General features: G+C 63.6%; 20 protein-coding genes. 3 read left to right on the top strand and 17 right to left on the bottom strand.

Annotation, left to right across the window (positions count from 1 at the left end; all coding sequences use genetic code 11):
• Positions 1–11: 11 nt before the first annotated feature.
• Both JEQ47_RS00840 and JEQ47_RS00835 read left to right on the top strand, forming a co-directional pair.
• Positions 12–299, top strand: coding sequence for an MTH1187 family thiamine-binding protein (locus tag JEQ47_RS00840; RefSeq protein ID WP_198874496.1), 288 nt, complete (start codon positions 12–14; stop codon positions 297–299).
• A 24-nt stretch (positions 300–323) separates the two neighbouring features.
• Positions 324–1463: a succinylglutamate desuccinylase/aspartoacylase family protein gene (locus JEQ47_RS00835; protein ID WP_198874495.1), complete on the top strand. Its 1140-nt coding sequence runs from the start codon at positions 324–326 to the stop codon at positions 1461–1463.
• Here the strand turns inward: JEQ47_RS00835 and JEQ47_RS00830 are convergent.
• The 4 genes from JEQ47_RS00830 to JEQ47_RS00815 all read right to left on the bottom strand — a co-directional run bounded on the left by JEQ47_RS00830 (position 1460) and on the right by JEQ47_RS00815 (position 6215).
• A complete protein-coding gene (locus JEQ47_RS00830; protein ID WP_198874494.1) occupies positions 1460–3832 on the bottom strand; it encodes a putative bifunctional diguanylate cyclase/phosphodiesterase in 2373 nt (790 codons plus the stop codon). The two genes, JEQ47_RS00835 and JEQ47_RS00830, sit on opposite strands and share 4 nt — an antisense overlap.
• 158 nt (positions 3833–3990) lie before the next feature.
• Positions 3991–5211 carry a mannonate dehydratase gene (uxuA, locus tag JEQ47_RS00825; RefSeq protein ID WP_198874493.1) on the bottom strand — a complete coding sequence of 407 codons (1221 nt, stop codon included), beginning with the start codon at positions 5209–5211 and terminating at the stop codon, positions 3991–3993.
• 42 nt (positions 5212–5253) lie between these two features.
• On the bottom strand, positions 5254–5601 hold the full coding sequence (locus tag JEQ47_RS00820; protein ID WP_198874492.1) for a DUF4326 domain-containing protein: 348 nt from the start codon (positions 5599–5601) through the stop codon (positions 5254–5256).
• The gene (locus JEQ47_RS00815) at positions 5598–6215 is read right to left on the bottom strand and encodes a trimeric intracellular cation channel family protein (RefSeq protein ID WP_198874491.1); all 618 of its coding nucleotides are present in this window, start codon (positions 6213–6215) and stop codon (positions 5598–5600) included. Before JEQ47_RS00815 ends, JEQ47_RS00820 begins: the two co-directional genes overlap by 4 nt.
• A gap of 94 nt (positions 6216–6309) precedes the next feature.
• Between JEQ47_RS00815 and JEQ47_RS00810 the strand changes: the two genes are divergently transcribed.
• Positions 6310–6930: a hypothetical protein gene (locus JEQ47_RS00810; protein WP_198874490.1), complete on the top strand. Its 621-nt coding sequence runs from the start codon at positions 6310–6312 to the stop codon at positions 6928–6930.
• A gap of 117 nt (positions 6931–7047) precedes the next feature.
• Here JEQ47_RS00810 and JEQ47_RS00805 read toward each other — a convergent pair whose 3' ends face one another.
• From JEQ47_RS00805 to odhB, 13 genes are all read right to left on the bottom strand, one after another.
• Positions 7048–7383 (bottom strand): cupin domain-containing protein, encoded by a 336-nt coding sequence (locus tag JEQ47_RS00805; RefSeq protein WP_198874489.1) that lies wholly within the window; start codon positions 7381–7383, stop codon positions 7048–7050.
• 5 nt (positions 7384–7388) lie between these two features.
• Positions 7389–8150, bottom strand: coding sequence for a 2-dehydro-3-deoxy-D-gluconate 5-dehydrogenase KduD (kduD, locus tag JEQ47_RS00800; protein ID WP_198874488.1), 762 nt, complete (start codon positions 8148–8150; stop codon positions 7389–7391).
• Entirely contained in the window at positions 8150–8974 is an 825-nt protein-coding gene (kduI, locus tag JEQ47_RS00795; RefSeq protein ID WP_198874487.1) for a 5-dehydro-4-deoxy-D-glucuronate isomerase, read from the bottom strand. Before kduI ends, kduD begins: the two co-directional genes overlap by 1 nt.
• Positions 8975–8983: 9 nt before the next feature.
• The gene (locus tag JEQ47_RS00790) at positions 8984–9724 is read right to left on the bottom strand and encodes a FadR/GntR family transcriptional regulator (RefSeq protein WP_198874486.1); all 741 of its coding nucleotides are present in this window, start codon (positions 9722–9724) and stop codon (positions 8984–8986) included.
• 4 nt (positions 9725–9728) lie between these two features.
• Positions 9729–11009 carry a TRAP transporter large permease gene (locus JEQ47_RS00785; protein WP_198874485.1) on the bottom strand — a complete coding sequence of 427 codons (1281 nt, stop codon included), beginning with the start codon at positions 11007–11009 and terminating at the stop codon, positions 9729–9731.
• 7 nt (positions 11010–11016) lie between these two features.
• Positions 11017–11544: a TRAP transporter small permease gene (locus JEQ47_RS00780; RefSeq protein ID WP_198874484.1), complete on the bottom strand. Its 528-nt coding sequence runs from the start codon at positions 11542–11544 to the stop codon at positions 11017–11019.
• 66 nt (positions 11545–11610) lie between these two features.
• Entirely contained in the window at positions 11611–12591 is a 981-nt protein-coding gene (locus tag JEQ47_RS00775) for a TRAP transporter substrate-binding protein (protein WP_198874483.1), read from the bottom strand.
• Between the two features lie 225 nt (positions 12592–12816).
• Positions 12817–14226, bottom strand: coding sequence for a dihydrolipoyl dehydrogenase (gene lpdA / locus JEQ47_RS00770; RefSeq protein ID WP_198874482.1), 1410 nt, complete (start codon positions 14224–14226; stop codon positions 12817–12819).
• A 21-nt stretch (positions 14227–14247) separates the two neighbouring features.
• The gene (locus JEQ47_RS00765) at positions 14248–14880 is read right to left on the bottom strand and encodes a LysE family translocator (RefSeq protein WP_198874481.1); all 633 of its coding nucleotides are present in this window, start codon (positions 14878–14880) and stop codon (positions 14248–14250) included.
• Between the two features lie 290 nt (positions 14881–15170).
• On the bottom strand, positions 15171–15560 hold the full coding sequence (locus tag JEQ47_RS00760; protein WP_198874480.1) for an MAPEG family protein: 390 nt from the start codon (positions 15558–15560) through the stop codon (positions 15171–15173).
• Between the two features lie 30 nt (positions 15561–15590).
• Positions 15591–16088 (bottom strand): hypothetical protein, encoded by a 498-nt coding sequence (locus JEQ47_RS00755; RefSeq protein WP_198874479.1) that lies wholly within the window; start codon positions 16086–16088, stop codon positions 15591–15593.
• Between the two features lie 66 nt (positions 16089–16154).
• The gene (locus JEQ47_RS00750) at positions 16155–16601 is read right to left on the bottom strand and encodes a hypothetical protein (protein WP_198874478.1); all 447 of its coding nucleotides are present in this window, start codon (positions 16599–16601) and stop codon (positions 16155–16157) included.
• Positions 16602–16746: 145 nt separating this feature from the next.
• Positions 16747–18039: a 2-oxoglutarate dehydrogenase complex dihydrolipoyllysine-residue succinyltransferase gene (gene odhB / locus JEQ47_RS00745; protein ID WP_198874477.1), complete on the bottom strand. Its 1293-nt coding sequence runs from the start codon at positions 18037–18039 to the stop codon at positions 16747–16749.
• Positions 18040–18063 lie beyond the last annotated feature (24 nt).

Raw genomic sequence — 18063 nt, 5'->3', positions numbered from 1 at the left:
AAGGAGCAGCCATGAAGGTAATCGCCGATCTCTGCATCGTCCCGATGGGCGTCGGGCCCTCGGTCTCGGCCTATATTCGGGAGGTGCGCGAGGTCCTCGCCACCACCGCGCTGACCCATGAAATGCATGCCAACGGCACCAATATCGAGGGCGAGATGAGCGCCGTCAGCGCCGCCGTCGAAGCCTGCTGCCAGCGCTTGCACGAACTGGGCGTGGAGCGCATCTTCTGCACCATGCATTTCTCGACTCGCATCGACAAGCCGCAAGCCATGGCGGACAAGCTTGCTCGCCTCGCCTGACGATTGCCCAAGGCCTCACACAGCATGACCTTCAGACAGCATCATCTCGACCTTGCAGGCGACGCCCCTGGCCAGACCACCACCCTTTACTGGTACACGGTCGGCCCGGACGACGCGCCAACCAAGGTGCACCTCCAGGCCGCGCTCCATGCCGACGAGCAGCCGGGCACCATGGCCCTCCATCACCTCCTGCCCATGCTCCGCGATGCCGATGCGGCGGGCAAGCTCAACGCCCGCTTCGTCATCTATCCCTCGGTCAACCCGCTGGGGCTTGCCACCCGCGTGCAGCGCCGCCATATCGGCCGCTACGACCTCGAAACCGGCGTCAATTTCAACCGCCGCTGGCCCGATCTCTATCCGCAAATTGCCCAAGCCATAGCGGGCAAGCTGACTAGCGACACCGGCGCCAACCTCGCCCTTATCCGTGAGGCTGTCGGCGCCTGGCTCGACGAACAACGGCCGGTGACTGCGGCCCAGCGCCTGCGGCTCCACATCCTCAAATCCGCCTATGACGCCGATATCGTGCTCGATCTCCATTGCGACGACGAGAGCCTCAAGCACATCTTCACCTCGCCGGACCTTATGCCCGGCCTGCAGGACCTGGCCGATCGCATGCAGGTGGCGGCCACCCTCACCGCCGAAGACAGCGGCGGCGGCTCCTTCGACGAGGTCCTGCCCAATCTCTATCGCAAGGCCCAGCGTGCCCATCCGGGCTTCCCCATCCCAATGGGCGCGGAAACGGCGACGCTTGAATATCGCGGCCAGGCCGATACGCACGATGCCGTCGGCGCCGAGGATGCACAGGGACTGTTCGATTTCTTCGCCGGTCGCGGCATTATCGCCGCCTCGCCCGCCCCGGCCCAACCGGCTCCCGGGCCGACGCCGTTCGAGGCGACCGAAGTGCTGCGCGCCGATAGGCCGGGCCTCCTGGCCTATCGCGTCGAGCTCGGGGACAGGGTCAAAAAAGGCGACGTCGTCGCCGACATCATCGCCATGGACGGGCCGGACGCCTTCCTTGCCCGCACGCCGCTCCGTGCCGGTACCGATGGCATCATTCTCTCGCGCGCCAGCGCCAAGTTTGTCGCAATCAACGCTTCGGTAGCCAAGATCGTGGGCAGCGAAATTCTCCCGGCGCGCGCCGGCGGCTATCTCCTGGAAGACTAGCTGGCCAGCGCCTGAGAAGGCTCGATCAGCGCCTGCTTTGGTCCGACAAAGGTTGTCAGCAGGTAAGCGGGCAGATCCGCGCGCGCCAGGGGTCGGGCGAAGTAGAAGCCCTGCAACTGGTGGCAGGCGATTTCCGACAGGAATGCCGCCTGCTCCGCGGTTTCCACCCCCTCGGCGGTGATCCGCAGCTTGAGCGTCTTGGCCATGGTGGCGATGGCACGCAGAATATCGCGCGCGATCGGGTCATTGGTGGACGCCTCGACAAAGGACCGGTCGATCTTGATCTTGTCGAAGGGAAACTTCAGCAGATAGCTCAGCGACGAATAACCGGTGCCGAAATCGTCCATGGCGATGGTGACGCCCAGCGCCCGGATTTCCCCGAGCTTTTCGATCACTTCTTCCGGGTTTTCGATCAGCAGGCCCTCGGTGATCTCGATTTCGAGCCGGTGGGACGCAAGACCTGAATGCCGCAGCGCCTGCTGCACCACCCGGCCGATATCGGAACGCCGGAAATGCCGGGCCGAGAGGTTGACCGCCACGGTCAGGTGATCCGGCCATTCGGCTGCGGCCATGCAGGCCTGGTTGATGGTCCAGTCGCCGATATCGACGATCAGGTCGGACTGTTCGGCAATGGCGATGAATTCGGCCGGAGGCACGAGGCCGCGCGTGGGGTGGTTCCAGCGGATCAGCGCTTCAAAGCCCGTCGGCAGTCCGTCGATGGCACTGACCAGCGGCTGGTAGTGCAGCACCAGCTCGTTGCGGGCAATGGCGCCGCGCAGGTCGGCCTCGATCAACCGGCGCTCGCGCTGCTCGGAATCCATCTGGCTTTCAAAGAAGCGGTGGGTCGAGCGTCCGTCCGCCTTGGCGCGGTAAAGCGCCAGATCGGCATTGCGTAACAGGTGATCCGGACGGATGCCGTCGTCGGGCGCCATGGCAATGCCGACGCTGGCGCCGATCAGGAACATGTCGTCTTCGATGAAGAACGGCTCGCGCATGCGGGCGACAAGCCGCGCCGCCACGGCATCGACATCGGCCTTGTCGCCGGTATCGGGCAGGAGAATGGCGAATTCGTCGCCGCCGAAGCGCGCCGCGACATCGGTTTCCTTCAATTGCGCCTGGATGCGCGCGGCCACTTCCACGAGCAGCCGGTCGCCGATCATATGGCCCTTGGTGTCGTTGACACCCTTGAACTGATCGAGGTCCAGGAACATGGCGGCGAAGGGCGTGCCATAGCGCTCGAGCCGCGCCACGTTGAGCGCAAGCTGTTCGGTGAACCGGGTGCGGTTGAGCAGGCCGGTCAGTGAGTCATGATGCGCCAGCATGGTGATGCGGCGCTCGGCGATCTTGCGGTCGCTGATGTCGGAGCCGGTCCCGAGATAGCCCAGATACTGCCCCGCCTCGTCGAAAATCGGTTTGCCAGTCAGCCGCCACCAGCATTCCTGGGCGCCGGCTGTGATCCGCACTTCCACGTCCTGGAAGGTTTCGCGCGTGGCGATGGCACGCTCGATCTCCCGCAGCAGCGGATCGGACGGCGCCGTGACCTGCTGCATGAAATCGAGGAAATCGGCCCCTGTCAGGTCGGCCTCCGTGGCCCCGGTCGCCCGGGTGAAGCCGCCCGACAGCCGGTTGACGGCGCCGGTCTGGTCGATGCCCCAGATCCAGTCCGAGGCAGCCTGTTCGAATTCGCGCAGCAAGAGGCCGATGATCTGCCCCTTTTCCTCGACCAGCATTTCCGAGGCCCGCAGCGCCACGAAGGACGAGGCGTGATTGAACACCACGGTCACGAGAATGAAGGTGAAGCCGCCGATCAGCGTGCCCTGAACAAGAATGTCGCCCGATTGCCCCAGACCGGTCAGCCCGCGCAGCGACCCGACGACGATGGGAATGGTCAGCGCGGCGAGCGCCTGCGGGAAATTGATCAGCGCGATGAGCGAAATGCAGAGCAGGCCTCCCGCCCCCAGCAGCGCGACGGTGCGGATGGCCATGTCCTGGTCGACCGGCAGCATGGAGAGGACAGTCGCCCACAACACCCCTGTCGCCAGCGCCATTAGCACGACCCGTGATGCGGCATCGCTGTCGGCGCGCCCGGCCTCGATCCGCGAGGCCACGATGGTGGCGGAGAAGTGGATGACGTTGATCATGCTCAACAGCGCCGCCAGCAGGCCGAAGACCGGCAGGCCCCAGGTCACGACCATAAAGACGACGGAGACGATCAGAGAGGTGGCCATCAGGGCCGGCGCCATCAGCGCCACCGAGGCCAGTTGATGGCCGAGCAGCTTTTCGCGAACAGCAGGCGACAGGCCGTCCGCGCCTATGGCACGGTCGACAAACCCATTGATCCGGGAAAAAATGGCTCCAGGCGCGGACATAGGTGCATTGTCCGGTATTCGCCTTAAAATTGCGTATTTTTGAAATGCCGCATTGAGCCCGATGCGGTTGCAGTCAATTCGGTCATTTCGATTGGGCTTCGATGTCGATTGATTGCGCCGGGACCAGTCGATCCGGTCCCGGCAATTGCTCTGGCGCCTCAGCCCTGACGCAGACCCCATTGGGCGTGGTCGAGGGCGGTCATCACCCCGCGCAGTTCGGCGAGGCCCTTCATCCGCCCGATGGTCGGATAGCCCGGCTGCGAGCGCCGCCCGAGATCGTCCATGATGTCCTGCCCGTGGTCCGGGCGCATCGGGATTTCCCAATCCTTGCGGCCCTCGGCCTTGCGGCGGCGCTCTTCGGTGAGCACGGCCGCGATGACAGCCACCATGTCGGTGTCGCCACCCAGATGCTCGGCCTCGTAGAAGGAGCCGGCAATCTCCGCGCCGTCGCGCTTGACGTTGCGCAGATGCAGGAAATGCACCTTGGACGCGAACTGCTCGAAAATCGCCGGCAGGTCATTATCCGGCCGGGCGCCGAGCGAGCCGGTGCAGAAGGTCATGCCGTTGGCAGGGCTGTCGACTGCGTCGAGGATGTGCTGGTAGTCCTCGGCCGTCGACATGATGCGCGGCAGCCCGAGAAGGGCAAACGGCGGATCGTCGGGATGGCAGCAGAGGCGCATGCCGAGGTCCTCGGCGACCGGCACGACTTCTTCGAGGAAGGCGACGAAATTGGCGCGCAACTGCTCGCGGCTGATCGCGCCATATTCGTCGAGATGCGCCTGCACGTCCTCGAGCGACATCGACTCGGTCGAGCCCGGCAGACCCATGGTAACGTTGCGCGCGAGCTGCTTCTTGTCGTCGTCGCTCATCTGCTCGAAGCGGCGAGCCGCCTCATCGGCAATGGCATTGGTGAAGTCCGCCGCCGCGCCGGGACGCTTGAGGATATGGATGTCGAAGGCGGCGAAGTCGTTGATGTCGAATCGCATGCACGAGCCGCCATGCGGCACGGTCCACCTGAGGTCCGTGCGGGTCCAGTCCAGCACCGGCATGAAATTATAGCAGATGGTCTCGATGCCGCTCTCGGCCAGGTGCCGCATCGAGATCTTGTAATTGGCAATGTGCTCGCGCCAGTTACCCTTCTGCTTCTTGACGTCCTCGCTGACGGGCAAGCTCTCCACCACGTCCCAGGTGAGGCCAGAATCGCTGCCATCCTTGCGGGTGGCGATTTCCCGGTGCCGCTTGGCGATTTCCTCGGGCGTCCACACCTGGCCATTGGGCACATGATGCAGCGCGCTCACCACCCCGACCGCTCCGGCCTGGGTGATATCGTCAATGGTGGTGAGGTCCTTGGGGCCGAACCATCGCCATGTCTGTCGCAACTTCCGTCTCCGTATCAAAAATCAGTCCAGGCGCCGGCCACGTCAGTCATTGGCCAGGGCAATAAGGGTATCCACGTGGCAGGGCGTGCCTTCGCGGCACCAGCAGGCAAGGTTCTTACCCCCGAGCGCCGCGCGAATATCGTCCCGTGACGGACGGGGCCTCTCGGCCTCGATCTCGCCGCGCAGCCAGCGTCCATGCCGGGCCACCGCCTCGGCCTGCGCCGCATCCTTGCCCAGGCCCGTCTCGGCCATCACCGCATCGATGCTAAACGGATTGCCCCAAGGCCCCGGCCGCGCCACCGACTGCGCCGGCAGGCCATTGAGCGCCCGCGAGATCGCCTGCAGGTCAAAACCCGCGCGCCGCGACAGCACGATGCGCGCCGGCCTCATTTGCGCATCTCGCGATCGTAGACGAACTTCGGCATTTCCCATTTGAAGGCGATGGCCAGCACCCGCAGCGTGAAGCCGATGACGATCGACACGATGACCATCAGGTCCACCGGCAGGCCGGCCATCAGCCCCAGCGAATAGATCACGCCCGTGAGGATCGAAACCGTGGCATAGAGCTCGCCCCTGAAGATCAGCGGAATGTCGTTGCAGAGCACGTCGCGCAGGATGCCACCCGCCGCGCCGGTGATCATCCCCGCCACGATGACGATGATCGGATGCGCGCCGCTCTCGATGCCGATATTGCAGCCGATAATGGTGAAGACCACGAGCCCCAGCGCGTCGAGCAGCAGGAACGGCCACCGGAGCTTGTCCACCACTCGCGCCAGCGCGATCGTCGCCAGCGCCGCCCCGCAGACCAGGAGCACGAGATAGGGGTTTTCCACCCAGACCAGCGGATAGTGATCGAGCAGGATATCGCGGATCGTGCCGCCACCCAGCGCCGTCACCCAGGCGAGAAGGCACACGCCGAACCAGTCCATGTTGCGCCGCCCGGCGGCCAGGGCCGCGGTCATCGCTTCGGCGGTGACGGCAATATAGAAGGCAATGGTGAGCATGGCGGCGTCCTTGCAGTCCCCCGTCGGAACCGGGTTGCCCCGACGGCTTTGTCCCACCAGCATGTGCCCGTCGTGCCAAAGGGAAGCAAGTCCTATGCGCCAGCCCAGCTCCGTCCGCGCGCTCGAAACGCTCAGCCGCGTGCGCCTCTCCGAGAGCTTCTTCATGCGCGATTTCCTCTATTCGGAAATCGCCGTCATCAATGGCTTCACCAACCTGCCCGACGATCCGGACCTCGCCATCGCCGCCGGCGGGCGCCTCTGCGAGGAACTGCTCGAACCCCTGCAGGAAAAGTTCGGCCGCATCTCGGTGCGCTCGTCCTATCGCTCGCCCGAGGTTAATGGCTTCGGCAATGCCAACGGCTTCAACTGCGCCACCAACGAGAAGAATTTCGCCCACCACATCTGGGACCGGCGCGACGCATCCGGCCGCATGGGCGCAACCGCCTGCGTGATCATCAACCGCTTCATTCCCTATTACGAGCGGACCGGGGATTGGGAAGCCATGGCCTGGTGGGTGCACGATCACCTGCCCTATCACCACATGGAGTTCTTCCCCAAGTTCGCCGCCTTCAATCTGCAATGGCGCGAGGACTCGGTCCGCCAGGTCTACAGCATGATCCCGCCCCGTCGCGGCTGGCTGACCAAGCCCGGCATGGAGAATTGGGCGGGACGGCACGCGGAGAGCTACGAGGACCTGCTTCGAGAGGTGGGCTGAGTACATGTCGGCAGACGACCACAGGGTCATTCCCGCGAAGGCGGGAACCTCTGTTTTGACCGTGAACAGAGGTCCCCGCTTTCGCGAGGATGACGGCCCGGTGGTCACGTCTGGCTCCTAGAGAAAATCCGCCCGGTGCGGCGTGAACACGTCGACAAGCCGGCCCTTTTCCAAGGCCACGACGCTATGGACGAGCCCGGATGGCACGATGAAGCTGCCGCCCTGCCCGACCACTTCGACCTTGCCGTCGATGGTCACTTCGAAGCTGCCCTCGGCCACATAGCTCACCTGGATATGCGGGTGGCTGTGCGGCGCGCCCACGGCGCCCTTGTCGAAGCCGAATTCCACCTGCATCAGTTCAGGGGTGTGGATCAGCACGCGGCGGGTATTGCCGGGCCCGAGCGTGGTCCATTCGGTGGCATTGGGTTGCGCGAAAAGCTGCTGTTCAGTCATGTGTCTTACCTCGCGAGCCAGCCGCCATCGACCGGGATGACGGCGCCGTGCATGTAGTTGGAAGCGGGCGCCAGGAGGAACACCGCGGCATCCCCGATATCGCTCGGAACGCCCCAGCGGCCCGCCGGAATACGCCCCAGGATCGCGGCCGAACGGTCCGGATCGTTGCGCAGCGCCTCGGTATTGTTGGTTTCGATATAGCCGGGCGCCACCGCATTCACATTGATGCCCTTGGCCGCCCATTCATTGGCGAGCAGCCGCGTGATCCCCAGCACCCCGCTTTTCGAGGCCGTATAGCTGGCGACGCGAATGCCGCCCTGGAAGCTCAGCATCGAGGCGATGTTGACCACCCGCGCCGGGCGTCCGGCCGCAATGGCCTTGCGGCCGATGGACTGGCAGAGAAAGAACATCGACTTCAGGTTGATGTCCATCACCTGGTCCCAGTCGGCCTCGGTGAAATCCACCGCGTCCACGCGTTTGATGATGCCGGCATTGTTGACGAGGCCATCGATGGGGCCGTGGCTTTCCCAGGCCGCGTCGAACATGGCCTGCGCCGCGCTTGTCGAGCCGAGGTCGGCGCGCATTTCGACGAAATCGGCGCCTTGCCCCGCCATCAGCGAGGCAGTTTCTTCCATGGATGAGCGTCCGACGCCGATCACCTTGCCGCCAGCCCTGCCGATCGAGAGGGCAATGCCCTGCCCGATGCCGGTATTGGCCCCGGTGACCAGAACCGTCTTGCCGCTGAGGCCGAATGCAGACAGGTCCATCAGCGCAGCTCTTCCATCGGCACCTTTTCGGCGTCGGTATAGTCGATATTGTCGCCGGCCATGGCCCAGATGAAGGTGTAGGAGCCGGTGCCGGCGCCGCAATGGATCGACCATGGCGGCGAGAGGATCGCCTGCTCGTTGCGCACGATCATGTGCCGCGTTTCATCGGGCTCGCCCATCAGGTGCACGACAAAGGCATCGGGCTTGAGGTCGAAATAGAGATAGGCCTCCATGCGGCGGTCATGCACATGGGCCGGCATGGTGTTCCACACCGAACCGGGCGCGAACTGGGTGAGGCCGACCACGAGCTGGCAGCTCTTGAGGCTGTTGGTGTACTGATAGATCGAGCGCTCATTGGCCGTTTCGGCGCTGCCCATGTCGAGGCGCTTGGCACCCGACTGCTGCAGCAGCGTCGTCGGATGGCTGGCATGGGCCGGGGCGCTGAGCAGGTAATATTTCGCACCCTCGCCGGCAAAACGCACGTCCTTGCTGCCCATGCCGACATAAAGCATGTCGCGGGGACCGACGGCATGGTCGGTGCCATCGACCGAGATCGTGCCGGCCTCGCCGATATTGACGGCGATCAGCTCGCGACGGTCGAGGAAATTGGCCGTGCCGGTCGGCTTGATCACCTCGAGGGTCAGCGCGCCGCCATGGGGCACGGCGCCACCAACGGCCATGCGGTCGTAATGGGTATAGGTCCAGCGCACCTGACCTGCGGCGAACAGGTCGTCGATCAGGAAATTCTCGCGCAGTTCGCCCGTGCCCATGGCCGCGGCCGTGCTGGGATCGATGGCGAAGCGAATGTCGAATTCGGTGCTCATGAAAAGGTCCTAGTTGGTCTGACTTTGTTCGGCCAGGCGCGCGCGATAGCGATCCTGGCTGCGCGACAGGTGGTCGCGCATCGCCTCGCGGGCGCCATCGGCGTCGCGGGCGGATATGGCATTGAGAATGCGGCGATGTTCGTCGTGGAGGCCCACCTGATATTCGTAGGTGAGCACGCTCTCCGTGCCCCAGGGCGAAGCCACGTCGCACGGAATGGTGCGGCTCCCCAGCGCGTCGAGCACTTCGAGGTAGAATGGATTGTTGGTGGCCGCCGCAATGGCGCGGTGAAACGAGAAGTCGGTCTTGCCGGTCGGATTGCCGATTTTGAGGAGCCGTCCGAACTCGTTCCATGATTCATGGATCGCCGCGACCTGGCTGGTGCTGTGGCGCTGGGCGGCAAGGCCCGCCGACTCGATCTCGATGCCCATGCGCACTTCGAGCACGTTGAGGGCAACGGAGATCTTGTTGGAACGCTCCCCGGCAATGGCGCTGAAGGCCGAGGTGGCCTGCGCCATCACGAAGACGCCCGCCCCCTGGCGCGGCTGCACCATGCCATCGGCGGCCAGGGCCGCTATGGCCTCGCGCACCACTGTGCGGCTGACCCCGAAATGGGTGGTCAACTGACTTTCGGTCGGCAGTTTCTCTCCCGGCCCGAACTCGCCGGCACCGATGCGCTTGCGCAGCGCATCGACCACCATTTCAGCGAGTTTGGGTTTTCGGGCCGGGGGCGAAATGTCGATCAGGGACATGGCACTACCTGAACAGGCTCGGCAGCCACAGCGACAGCGCCGGGATGTAGGTGACGAGACCCAGGACGATCAACCCAGCCAGGTAGAATGGCCAGACGCTCTTCATGGCGTCCCACACCGATATCTTGGCCACGGCAGCGGCCACGAACTGCACCGGTCCCAGCGGCGGCGTGTTGAGGCCGATACCCAGGTTGAGAATCATGATCACGCCGAAATGCACCGGATCGACACCGAAGGCCGAAACCATGGGCAGGAAGATCGGCGTGGTGATGACGATCAGCGGTCCCATGTCCATGAAGGTGCCGAGCAGAAGCAGCATCACGTTGATGAGCAGCAGCACCATCAGCGGATCGCTGGTGAGTTGCGAGATCGCTTCCGTCAGGATCGGCGCCACCCGCATATAGGCCATCAGCCAGCCGAACGAGGCGGCGGCGCCGATGATGAACAGCACCATGGCCGTGGTCCGCACCGCGCCGGTGACGCAATGCACGAATTCCCGCCAGCCCATGCTGCGATAGACCAGCAGCGTCACGAGGAAGGCGTAGATGACGGCGATGCACGAACTCTCGGTCGCCGTGAAAATGCCCGAACGCACGCCGCCAAAGATGATGGCAATCAGCAGCAGGCCGGGGATCGAGATCAGGAAATACTGGAACGCGCGCGAGAAGCCGGGGAAAGGCTCGGTCGGATAGCCGCGCTTCACCGCCACGATATAGGCGGTGACGCTCAGCGCCGCTGCCAGCAGCAGGCCTGGGATGATGCCGGCGGTAAAGAGGTCGGCGATGGAGATGCGTCCACCACCCGAGAGCGAGTAGATGATCATGTTGTGGCTGGGCGGCAGCAGGAGGGCGATCAGCGCCGCCATAGAGGTGACGTTGACGGCATAGTCGGCGCCATAACCGCGCGCCTTCATCTGCGGGATCATGATGCCGCCCACCGCCGCCGCTTCCGCCACGGCCGAACCGGAAATGCCGCCGAACAGTGTCGAGGCTGCGACATTGACCTGACCAAGGCCGCCGCGCACATGGCCGATCAGCGATCCCGCGAACTGGATGATACGGGCCGCAATGCCGCCGCGCATCATGAGGTCGCCGGCGAAGATGAAGAAGGGGATAGCCATCAGCGTAAAGGCGCTGACGCCGGAATTGAGCTGCTGGAACACCACGATGGCCGGGCGACCCAGATAGACGACGGTGGCAAAGCTCGCGATGCCGAGACAGAAGGCGATGGGCGTACCCACCAGCATGAGCGCCGTGAAGACGCCGAAGAGAATCCAGTATTCCATTTCGTCCTCAGTCCGCCGTCACGGTGGCGTCGGTTTCGACGTCGTCGACATTGTCGCCGGCAGCCCGTCTCAGCAGGCGCTCGAGCGAGAACAGGCACATCAAGACGCCCGACAACACGATGGGAAGATAGGTGAAGGTCTGCGGCAGGCCGAGAACCGGGATGCGCACGCTCCAGCCACGCAGGGCGAGCTCGCCGCCGTAATAGACCATGCCGAAAGCGAAGGCGAAGATGGCGATGTCGCTGATGGCGCGCAGCCAGGCCTTGCCGCCCCTCGGCAGCACGTAGAGGAGGACGTCAAAGCCCATATGGAAGTTTTCACGCACGCCCACTGCGGCGCCCAGGAAAATGAACCAGCTCATGATCATGATCGAGCCGGACTCGGTCCAGGCCGGAGATGCATTGACCACGTAGCGCATGAAGACCTGATAGGCGACGATGATGGTCATGGAGACCAGCCCGATACCGGCGACCCAAAGGGCAGCGGTCGAAAGCGCGTGCAAGGCACGGCTGAACGCCAGAAGGCCATTTCTCATAGGAAGTCTCCTCAAGACGAACCGGGCCGGCTGCGAGCCGGCCCGGACGCTGGTCAGTCGCGAGCCTTAGCCCTCGGTCGCCTGGATACGGGCAACCAGGTCCTGCAGGGCCGGATCGGTGACATACTTCTCGTAGACCGGCTTCATCGCATCGATGAAGGGCTGCTTGTCGACTTCGTTGATCTCGGCGCCGAGCGCTTCGACCTTGGCCTTGGATTCCACTTCCTTGGCGGTCCAGAGCTCACGCTGGTAGGCCACCGACTCCTTGGCGGCTTCGCGCATGGCAGCCTGGTCTTCCGGAGTAAGGCCATCCCAGATGACCTTGGAAACCACGAGGACTTCCGGAACCATCAGGTGTTCGTCGAGCGAATAGTACTTGGCGACTTCGGCGTGGCCGGCAGTGTCATAGCTCGGATAGTTGTTCTCGGCGCCGTCGATAACGCCGGTCTGGATACCCGAATAGACTTCACCATAGGGCATCGGCGTGGCATTGCCGCCAAGGGCCGCAACCATGTCCACGAAAATGTCCGAGCCCATGACGCGGAACTTCATGCCTTCCATGTCGGCCAGCGACGTGATTGGCTTCTGGCTGTTGTAGAACGAACGGGCGCCGCCGTCATAGAAGGCCAGTGCAACAACATCGACAGCGTCGAAGGCGGCGAGGATTTCTTCGCCGATCGGACCGTCGAGCACGTTGTGGAAGTGCTCAGCCGAGCGGAAGATATAGGGCAGCTGGGTCACGGTCGCGGCCGGAACCTGGGTGCCGAAGGCGCCGATCGAGATACGATTGAGGTCGATCACGCCGAACTGGGTCTGCTCGATCGTGTCCGCTTCCTGGCCGAGCTGGGCCGAGTGGAACACTTCGACCGAATAGCGGCCATCGGTCTTTTCCGAAAGAAGCTCGCCGAACTTCTTGACGGCTTCGACGGTCGGATAGCCATCGGGATGGGTATCCGAGGAGCGCAGCACCGTCTGGGCGCTGGCGGCAGACATCATAAGGCTGGTTGCGACGACGGCGGCAGCCGCCATCTTAGGCAGATGAAACATGGTAGTCCTCCCAAAAGGTCCCTTGCGGCGCCGGGGTCCCACCCCCTTGCCGCCCGACCCGGTTTTCGTTCGCCGATCCACGGGTCTTGCGTAAACTGGTATGGAAGAAGAAGTGACAAGTCAACATACAATAAATGGTATGTTGTATGATGACTTTTGACGAAGAACCCCGGGGCTGACCCCGGGGTTTTGCTGTTCATCAAAGGGGTCCAGGACCCCCTCCGGTTAGATGTGGATGGCCCCATCGCCGAGCGAAAGCGCCGCCTCGCGGATGGCCTCGCTGAGCGTCGGATGGGCATGGGTCGTGCGGGCGAGGTCTTCCGAGGCGCCCGAAAATTCCATAAGCGTTACAAGCTCATGGATCATTTCGCCGGCATTCTTGCCCACGATATGCGCGCCCAGAACGCGGTCGGTATCGACATCGGCGAGGATCTTCACGAAGCCCTGCGTCGCCAGCATCGCCTTGGCGCGACCATTGGCCGTAAAGGGGAATTTCCCGATTTTGTAATTCACGCCCTCGGCCTTCAATTCGTCCTCGGTCTTGCCGACCGAAGCGACTTCCGGATTGGTGTAGACCACCGCCGGGATGGCCGCATAATTCACGTGCCCCGCCTGCCCTGCCAGGATTTCGGCCACGGCAATGCCTTCGTCCTCGGCCTTGTGGGCGAGCATCGGACCGGTGATGACGTCGCCAATGGCGTAGATGCCATCGACCGAACTCTTGTAGTGCGCATCCACGCGCACGCGGCCACGCTCGTCCAGCGCCACGCCGGCAAGGTCGAGGCCAAGGCCCTCGGTGAACGGCTTGCGGCCGATGGCGACCAGCGCCACATCGGCGTCGAGCAGTTCGGCCTCGCCGCCCTTGGCGGGCTCGACGCGCAGCTTGAGCGAGCCGTCTTCCTGCTTGTCGATGCCCGCGACCTTGCTCGAGAGCTTGAACTCCATTCCCTGCTTTTGCAGCATGCGCTGGAACTGGCGAGCCACTTCGCTGTCCATACCGGGCAGGATGCGGTCGAGATATTCCACCACGGTGACCTGGGCGCCAAGGCGCATCCAGACCGAGCCAAGCTCGAGGCCGATGACGCCGGCGCCAATGACGACCAGCTTGTTCGGGACCTGGTCGAGGACGAGGCCGCCGGTCGAGGTGACGATCTGCTTCTCGTCGATCTCGATGCCCGGCAGGTTGGCCGAAACCGAACCGGTGGCGATGACGATGTTCTTGGTGGCGATTTCCTGCTGCGCGCCGCTCTGCGGCGTCACCAGCACCTTGCCGGCCGACGGGATCGATCCGATGCCGCGGAAGACGGTGATCTTGTTTTTCTTGAACAGGTAATCGACGCCGCCGACATTGGAGGCGACGGTCTCGGCGCGATGGTTCTGCATCTGCTTGAGGTTGAGCACCGGGGCCGGAATGTCGATGCCCATAGCCTTGAAGCCATGGCCCGCTTCCTCGAACAGTTCGGAAGCATGCAGCAGCGCCTTGGAGGGAATGCAGCCGATATTGAGGCAGGTGCCACCGAGGGTCGGCCACTTCTCCACAACGGCCACCTTCATGCCAAGCTGCGCTGCGCGGATGGCGCAGACATAGCCGCCCGGGCCCGAGCCGATGATGGTAAGGTCGAATTGGTCAGCCATTGTCTTGCCTCAGCGAAGTTGTCAGCGCTGCTGCGCGAGTGCGACACGCACAGCCAGCGCCAGGAATGTAATGCCGGTGACCCGATTAAACCACCGGCCGAAACGGAAAAAGCCCTGCCGCACCGAAGGGGTCGTAAAGAAAACCGAGACCAATGCGAACCAGGCAAAAAGCATGAGGCTCATGCTGCCCACATAAATCACCTTCACTTCGCCCGCCGTCCGAACCGACACCAGCGAGGTGAACAGCGCGAGGAAGAACAGCACGGCCTTGGGATTGAGCAGATTGGTGAGGAAGCCGAGCGCAAAGGCCGCCATGTCGCCCTTACGGGCCGGAGCGCCATCGCCCACCACGGGCGGCTGCGGCGGTGGGCTGCGCAGGGCCGAGATGGCAAGCCAGACGAGATAGGCCGCGCCGGCCCATTTGAGGATATTGAATAAGAGCAGCGACTGCCCGACGATGACGCCGACACCGAGCAGGGTATAGGTGCCGTGGACGAGGATCGAGGTGGCAATGCCGGCCGAGGTCAGCAGCGCCTCGCGGCGTCCATGCACCACCGCCTGCCGCAGCACCATGGCAAAATCGGCGCCAGGGATGACCGCGTTGATGCCAAAGGCCAGCATCAGGCCCAGAAACTCGAACCAGGGAAAATTCATCGCCCGCCACCACCACGAGAAAGCGCGGTAACGGTTACACCAGAGCCGTGCACGGAGCAACGCAGGGTCGGCGGCGCACCCCTGCCGGTTAGGCATGGCCGGGTGCGGTCCGGCCCTAGCGAACGCAAAAAACGCCGGGTCATTCCCGCGAAAGCGGGAACCTCGGTTCGCGACGCTGCAAGGGAAACAGGGGTTCCCGCTTTCGCGGGAATAACGCTGTGTGAGGAGGGCAAAATACCTTGTGTCGTCCCGTTCTTGCGCCGGGGTGACAATCGAGCTTTGGACCAGCCCTAAAACGCCACGCCGACGAACAGCAGCAGGAGACCGATCAGCGAGATCGACCAGATGCCTGAGCGCAACTGCTTGATGTCGATGAAATAGGCTGGGAGGTAAGCCCAGCGCGCCGCGAACCAGATGATCGCGCCCCATTGGGTGAGGCCGTCGGAGCGGCCCGAAATTTGGGTCGCCACCGCCAGTGCGATGAAGATGGCATAGGTCTCGAGAAAATTGCTCAGCGCCCGCTGCGCCCGCACGGTCCACTTGTTGGGTGGGCGCTCATTGTCGCGCTGGCTATTGGCATGGGCAACGCCATAATCCATCCGGTAGAGGGTCGACTGCACGCCGAGATAGGCAAAGGCCAGGACGGCGCTCCAGATGAGGAGCGTGAGTTCAATGCTCATGTCAAAATCGCTGTGTTGGGAAGAGAAGGGTTAGTCGCAGCCGACCAGTTCGAAGGCATCGCCGGGCGAAACGTCGCCGTCCCACTCATCCTGGCGGTAGCTGGAATACCAAAGGCTGACGGATAGTTGCGGCAGGATCACCTGTTCGGGCGCTGCCGAGCCGCGTTCGGAACTGAGGAATGTTACCTTGCCGTCATAGATGCCGTAGATGGAGGGATTGCTGTCTTCGGTGAGGAAGGTGCAGGTCTCGGCGCCTTCTTCGCCGCTGCACGGCCCGGAAATGGACCAGAGCGGCGCGCCGAAGCCGTTGGGTACGCTGACGCCACCGTCAATGGTCACGCCGGAATTGGGCAGTTCGATATAGAAGGCCGCCGTCTGGTTGGGCGCACCGAATTGCGGCACCTGCGTGAATGTCAGCCACCAGGGTGCATCGGGTTGCTTGTAGCGAGCATTGTAGAGCGTGCACTCACCGGCAGTCGAAGGCAGGACGACGGCAAGTGACAGGGCAATAATCAGCGGCAGGCGCATGTAAATCTCCCCAAGATCGCTGCAGATTAGCGCGGCTGCGGGAAGTCTGACCAGTCCCCGGACGGGTCAGGATGCAGAAATATCCTGTGCCCGCTTGAGGATGTCGGGCAGTTGCTGGTCGATGTCGAGGCTTTCGCTCTGGACCTGTTCGAGAAAGGTGCGGCAGAAGCTGTCCTTGTCCGGCGCCTGGTTATAGGCGGTCATGATCTGCGTGCCGCCATAGGTCTCTGCAGCCTTTTGCTGGCCTTCGACCCCGCCGCCCAGCCGGGCGATCACCCGGTCGGCCAGGTCCAGATAGCCGATATTCCTGAGATACCAGTTGGCTGCCGCGTCCTTATAGGCGCCGTCGAGCCCCGTGGTTTCGTAGCAATGGGTGCTCATCACCTCGACAATGGCTTTGGAGCCATGGAAGGCCATGAGTTCGCCTATGAGGTCGACGTCGGCCTGGTCCTGTGCCGCGACGGGGAGCGGCAGGGCGAGGACCAGCACGGTCAGAATTCTAGGTGCGCGCAACGCATCACTCCGTAACTTCGGCTCTGCATAGCGGCATAATTCGCTAACACATTGTTACCGCCAGCCATCGCGCCGGTCACCTTAACGTCAAATACGAGAGAGGCCCGCGATGCGGGCCCCTCAAGACAGCAAAACTGTGGCGACTTTAGAGGTCGAGCACGAGGCGCTCGGGCGCCTCGAGCGATTCCTTGACGCGCACGAGGAAGGTCACGGCTTCCTTGCCATCGACGATGCGGTGATCGTAGCTCAGCGCCAGGTACATCATCGGACGGATGACGATCTGGCCGCCGACCACGACCGGACGCTCCTGGATCTTGTGCATGCCCAGGATGCCAGACTGCGGGGCATTGAGGATCGGTGTCGACATCAGCGAGCCATAGACACCACCATTGGAGATGGTGAAGGTGCCGCCCTGCATGTCGGCCATGGAAAGCTGACCATCACGGGCCTTCTTGCCGAGATTGCCGATTTCCTTTTCGATCTCGGCAATCGACATCTGGTCGGCATTGCGCACGACCGGAACGACGAGGCCCTTGTCGGTGCCGACGGCCACGCCGATATGGGCGTACTTCTTGTAGATCAGGTCATCGCCGTCGATCTCGGCATTGACGGCCGGGATTTCCTTGAGTGCGTGCACCACGGCCTTGGTGAAGAAGCCCATGAAGCCCAGCTTGACGCCATGCTTCTTCTCGAAGAGCTCCTTGTAGGAGTTGCGCAGGTCCATCACCGGCTTCATGTCCACCTCGTTGAAGGTGGTGAGCATGGCGGCGGTGTTCTGCGCGTCCTTGAGGCGGCGGGCAATGGTCTGGCGCAGGCGGGTCATCTTGACCCGTTCTTCCTGGGCAGCATCGTCAGCCGAGACCGGGGCGCGCGGCGCGGCCGGAGCCTTGGCAGCAGCCGGGGCTGGTGCAGGAGCGGCAGCGGGTGCAGCGGCAGGAGCCGAAGCGGCAGCGGCCGGCCGAGCCAGCGAGGCGAGCACGTCTTCCTTGAGCACCTGGCCCGACTTGCCCGAACCCGCGATATTGCCGGCATCGAGATTGTTCTCGTTGATCAGCTTCTGGGCCGAGGGCGCGGGAGCGCGGTCGGTGCCAAAAGTGGGGGCGGCCGGCTTGACCGGTTCGGGACCGGCGGCATTGGCGGCAGGCACTTCGGCCTTGGCCGGAGCCGGGGCAGCGGCAGGCGCCGTGGCCGTTGCGCCGGCGCCAACGCCGATGGCGCCGAGGAGAGCGCCCACATCGACGGTTTCGCCCGGCTGAGCAGCGATGGCTTCGAGCACGCCGGCGGCGGGCGCCGGGACTTCGATAGTGACCTTGTCGGTCTCGAGCTCAACGATGGGCTCGTCGGCGGCGACGCTGTCACCCACCTTCTTGAACCACTGGCCGATGGTGGCCTCGGTCACGCTTTCACCCAGGGTCGGGACGCGGATTTCTGTCGACATTGAAAATTGTCCTTCTTGTTCGGG

It is taken from the genome of Devosia sediminis, from assembly GCF_016411825.1.
Lineage (GTDB): Bacteria > Pseudomonadota > Alphaproteobacteria > Rhizobiales > Devosiaceae > Devosia > Devosia sediminis.
This window is presented reverse-complemented; position numbering and strand designations above follow the sequence as displayed.

Coding starts and splice junctions, on each gene's coding strand:
- JEQ47_RS00840 (WP_198874496.1), top strand. CDS start 12: ATGAAGGTAATCGCCGATCTCTGCATCGTCCCGATGGGCGTCGGGCCC.
- JEQ47_RS00835 (WP_198874495.1), top strand. CDS start 324: ATGACCTTCAGACAGCATCATCTCGACCTTGCAGGCGACGCCCCTGGC.
- JEQ47_RS00830 (WP_198874494.1), bottom strand. CDS start 3,832: ATGTCCGCGCCTGGAGCCATTTTTTCCCGGATCAATGGGTTTGTCGAC.
- JEQ47_RS00820 (WP_198874492.1), bottom strand. CDS start 5,601: ATGAGGCCGGCGCGCATCGTGCTGTCGCGGCGCGCGGGTTTTGACCTG.
- JEQ47_RS00815 (WP_198874491.1), bottom strand. CDS start 6,215: ATGCTCACCATTGCCTTCTATATTGCCGTCACCGCCGAAGCGATGACC.
- JEQ47_RS00810 (WP_198874490.1), top strand. CDS start 6,310: ATGCGCCAGCCCAGCTCCGTCCGCGCGCTCGAAACGCTCAGCCGCGTG.
- JEQ47_RS00805 (WP_198874489.1), bottom strand. CDS start 7,383: ATGACTGAACAGCAGCTTTTCGCGCAACCCAATGCCACCGAATGGACC.
- kduD (WP_198874488.1), bottom strand. CDS start 8,150: ATGGACCTGTCTGCATTCGGCCTCAGCGGCAAGACGGTTCTGGTCACC.
- kduI (WP_198874487.1), bottom strand. CDS start 8,974: ATGAGCACCGAATTCGACATTCGCTTCGCCATCGATCCCAGCACGGCC.
- JEQ47_RS00790 (WP_198874486.1), bottom strand. CDS start 9,724: ATGTCCCTGATCGACATTTCGCCCCCGGCCCGAAAACCCAAACTCGCT.
- JEQ47_RS00785 (WP_198874485.1), bottom strand. CDS start 11,009: ATGGAATACTGGATTCTCTTCGGCGTCTTCACGGCGCTCATGCTGGTG.
- JEQ47_RS00780 (WP_198874484.1), bottom strand. CDS start 11,544: ATGAGAAATGGCCTTCTGGCGTTCAGCCGTGCCTTGCACGCGCTTTCG.
- JEQ47_RS00775 (WP_198874483.1), bottom strand. CDS start 12,591: ATGTTTCATCTGCCTAAGATGGCGGCTGCCGCCGTCGTCGCAACCAGC.
- lpdA (WP_198874482.1), bottom strand. CDS start 14,226: ATGGCTGACCAATTCGACCTTACCATCATCGGCTCGGGCCCGGGCGGC.
- JEQ47_RS00765 (WP_198874481.1), bottom strand. CDS start 14,880: ATGAATTTTCCCTGGTTCGAGTTTCTGGGCCTGATGCTGGCCTTTGGC.
- JEQ47_RS00760 (WP_198874480.1), bottom strand. CDS start 15,560: ATGAGCATTGAACTCACGCTCCTCATCTGGAGCGCCGTCCTGGCCTTT.
- JEQ47_RS00755 (WP_198874479.1), bottom strand. CDS start 16,088: ATGCGCCTGCCGCTGATTATTGCCCTGTCACTTGCCGTCGTCCTGCCT.
- odhB (WP_198874477.1), bottom strand. CDS start 18,039: ATGTCGACAGAAATCCGCGTCCCGACCCTGGGTGAAAGCGTGACCGAG.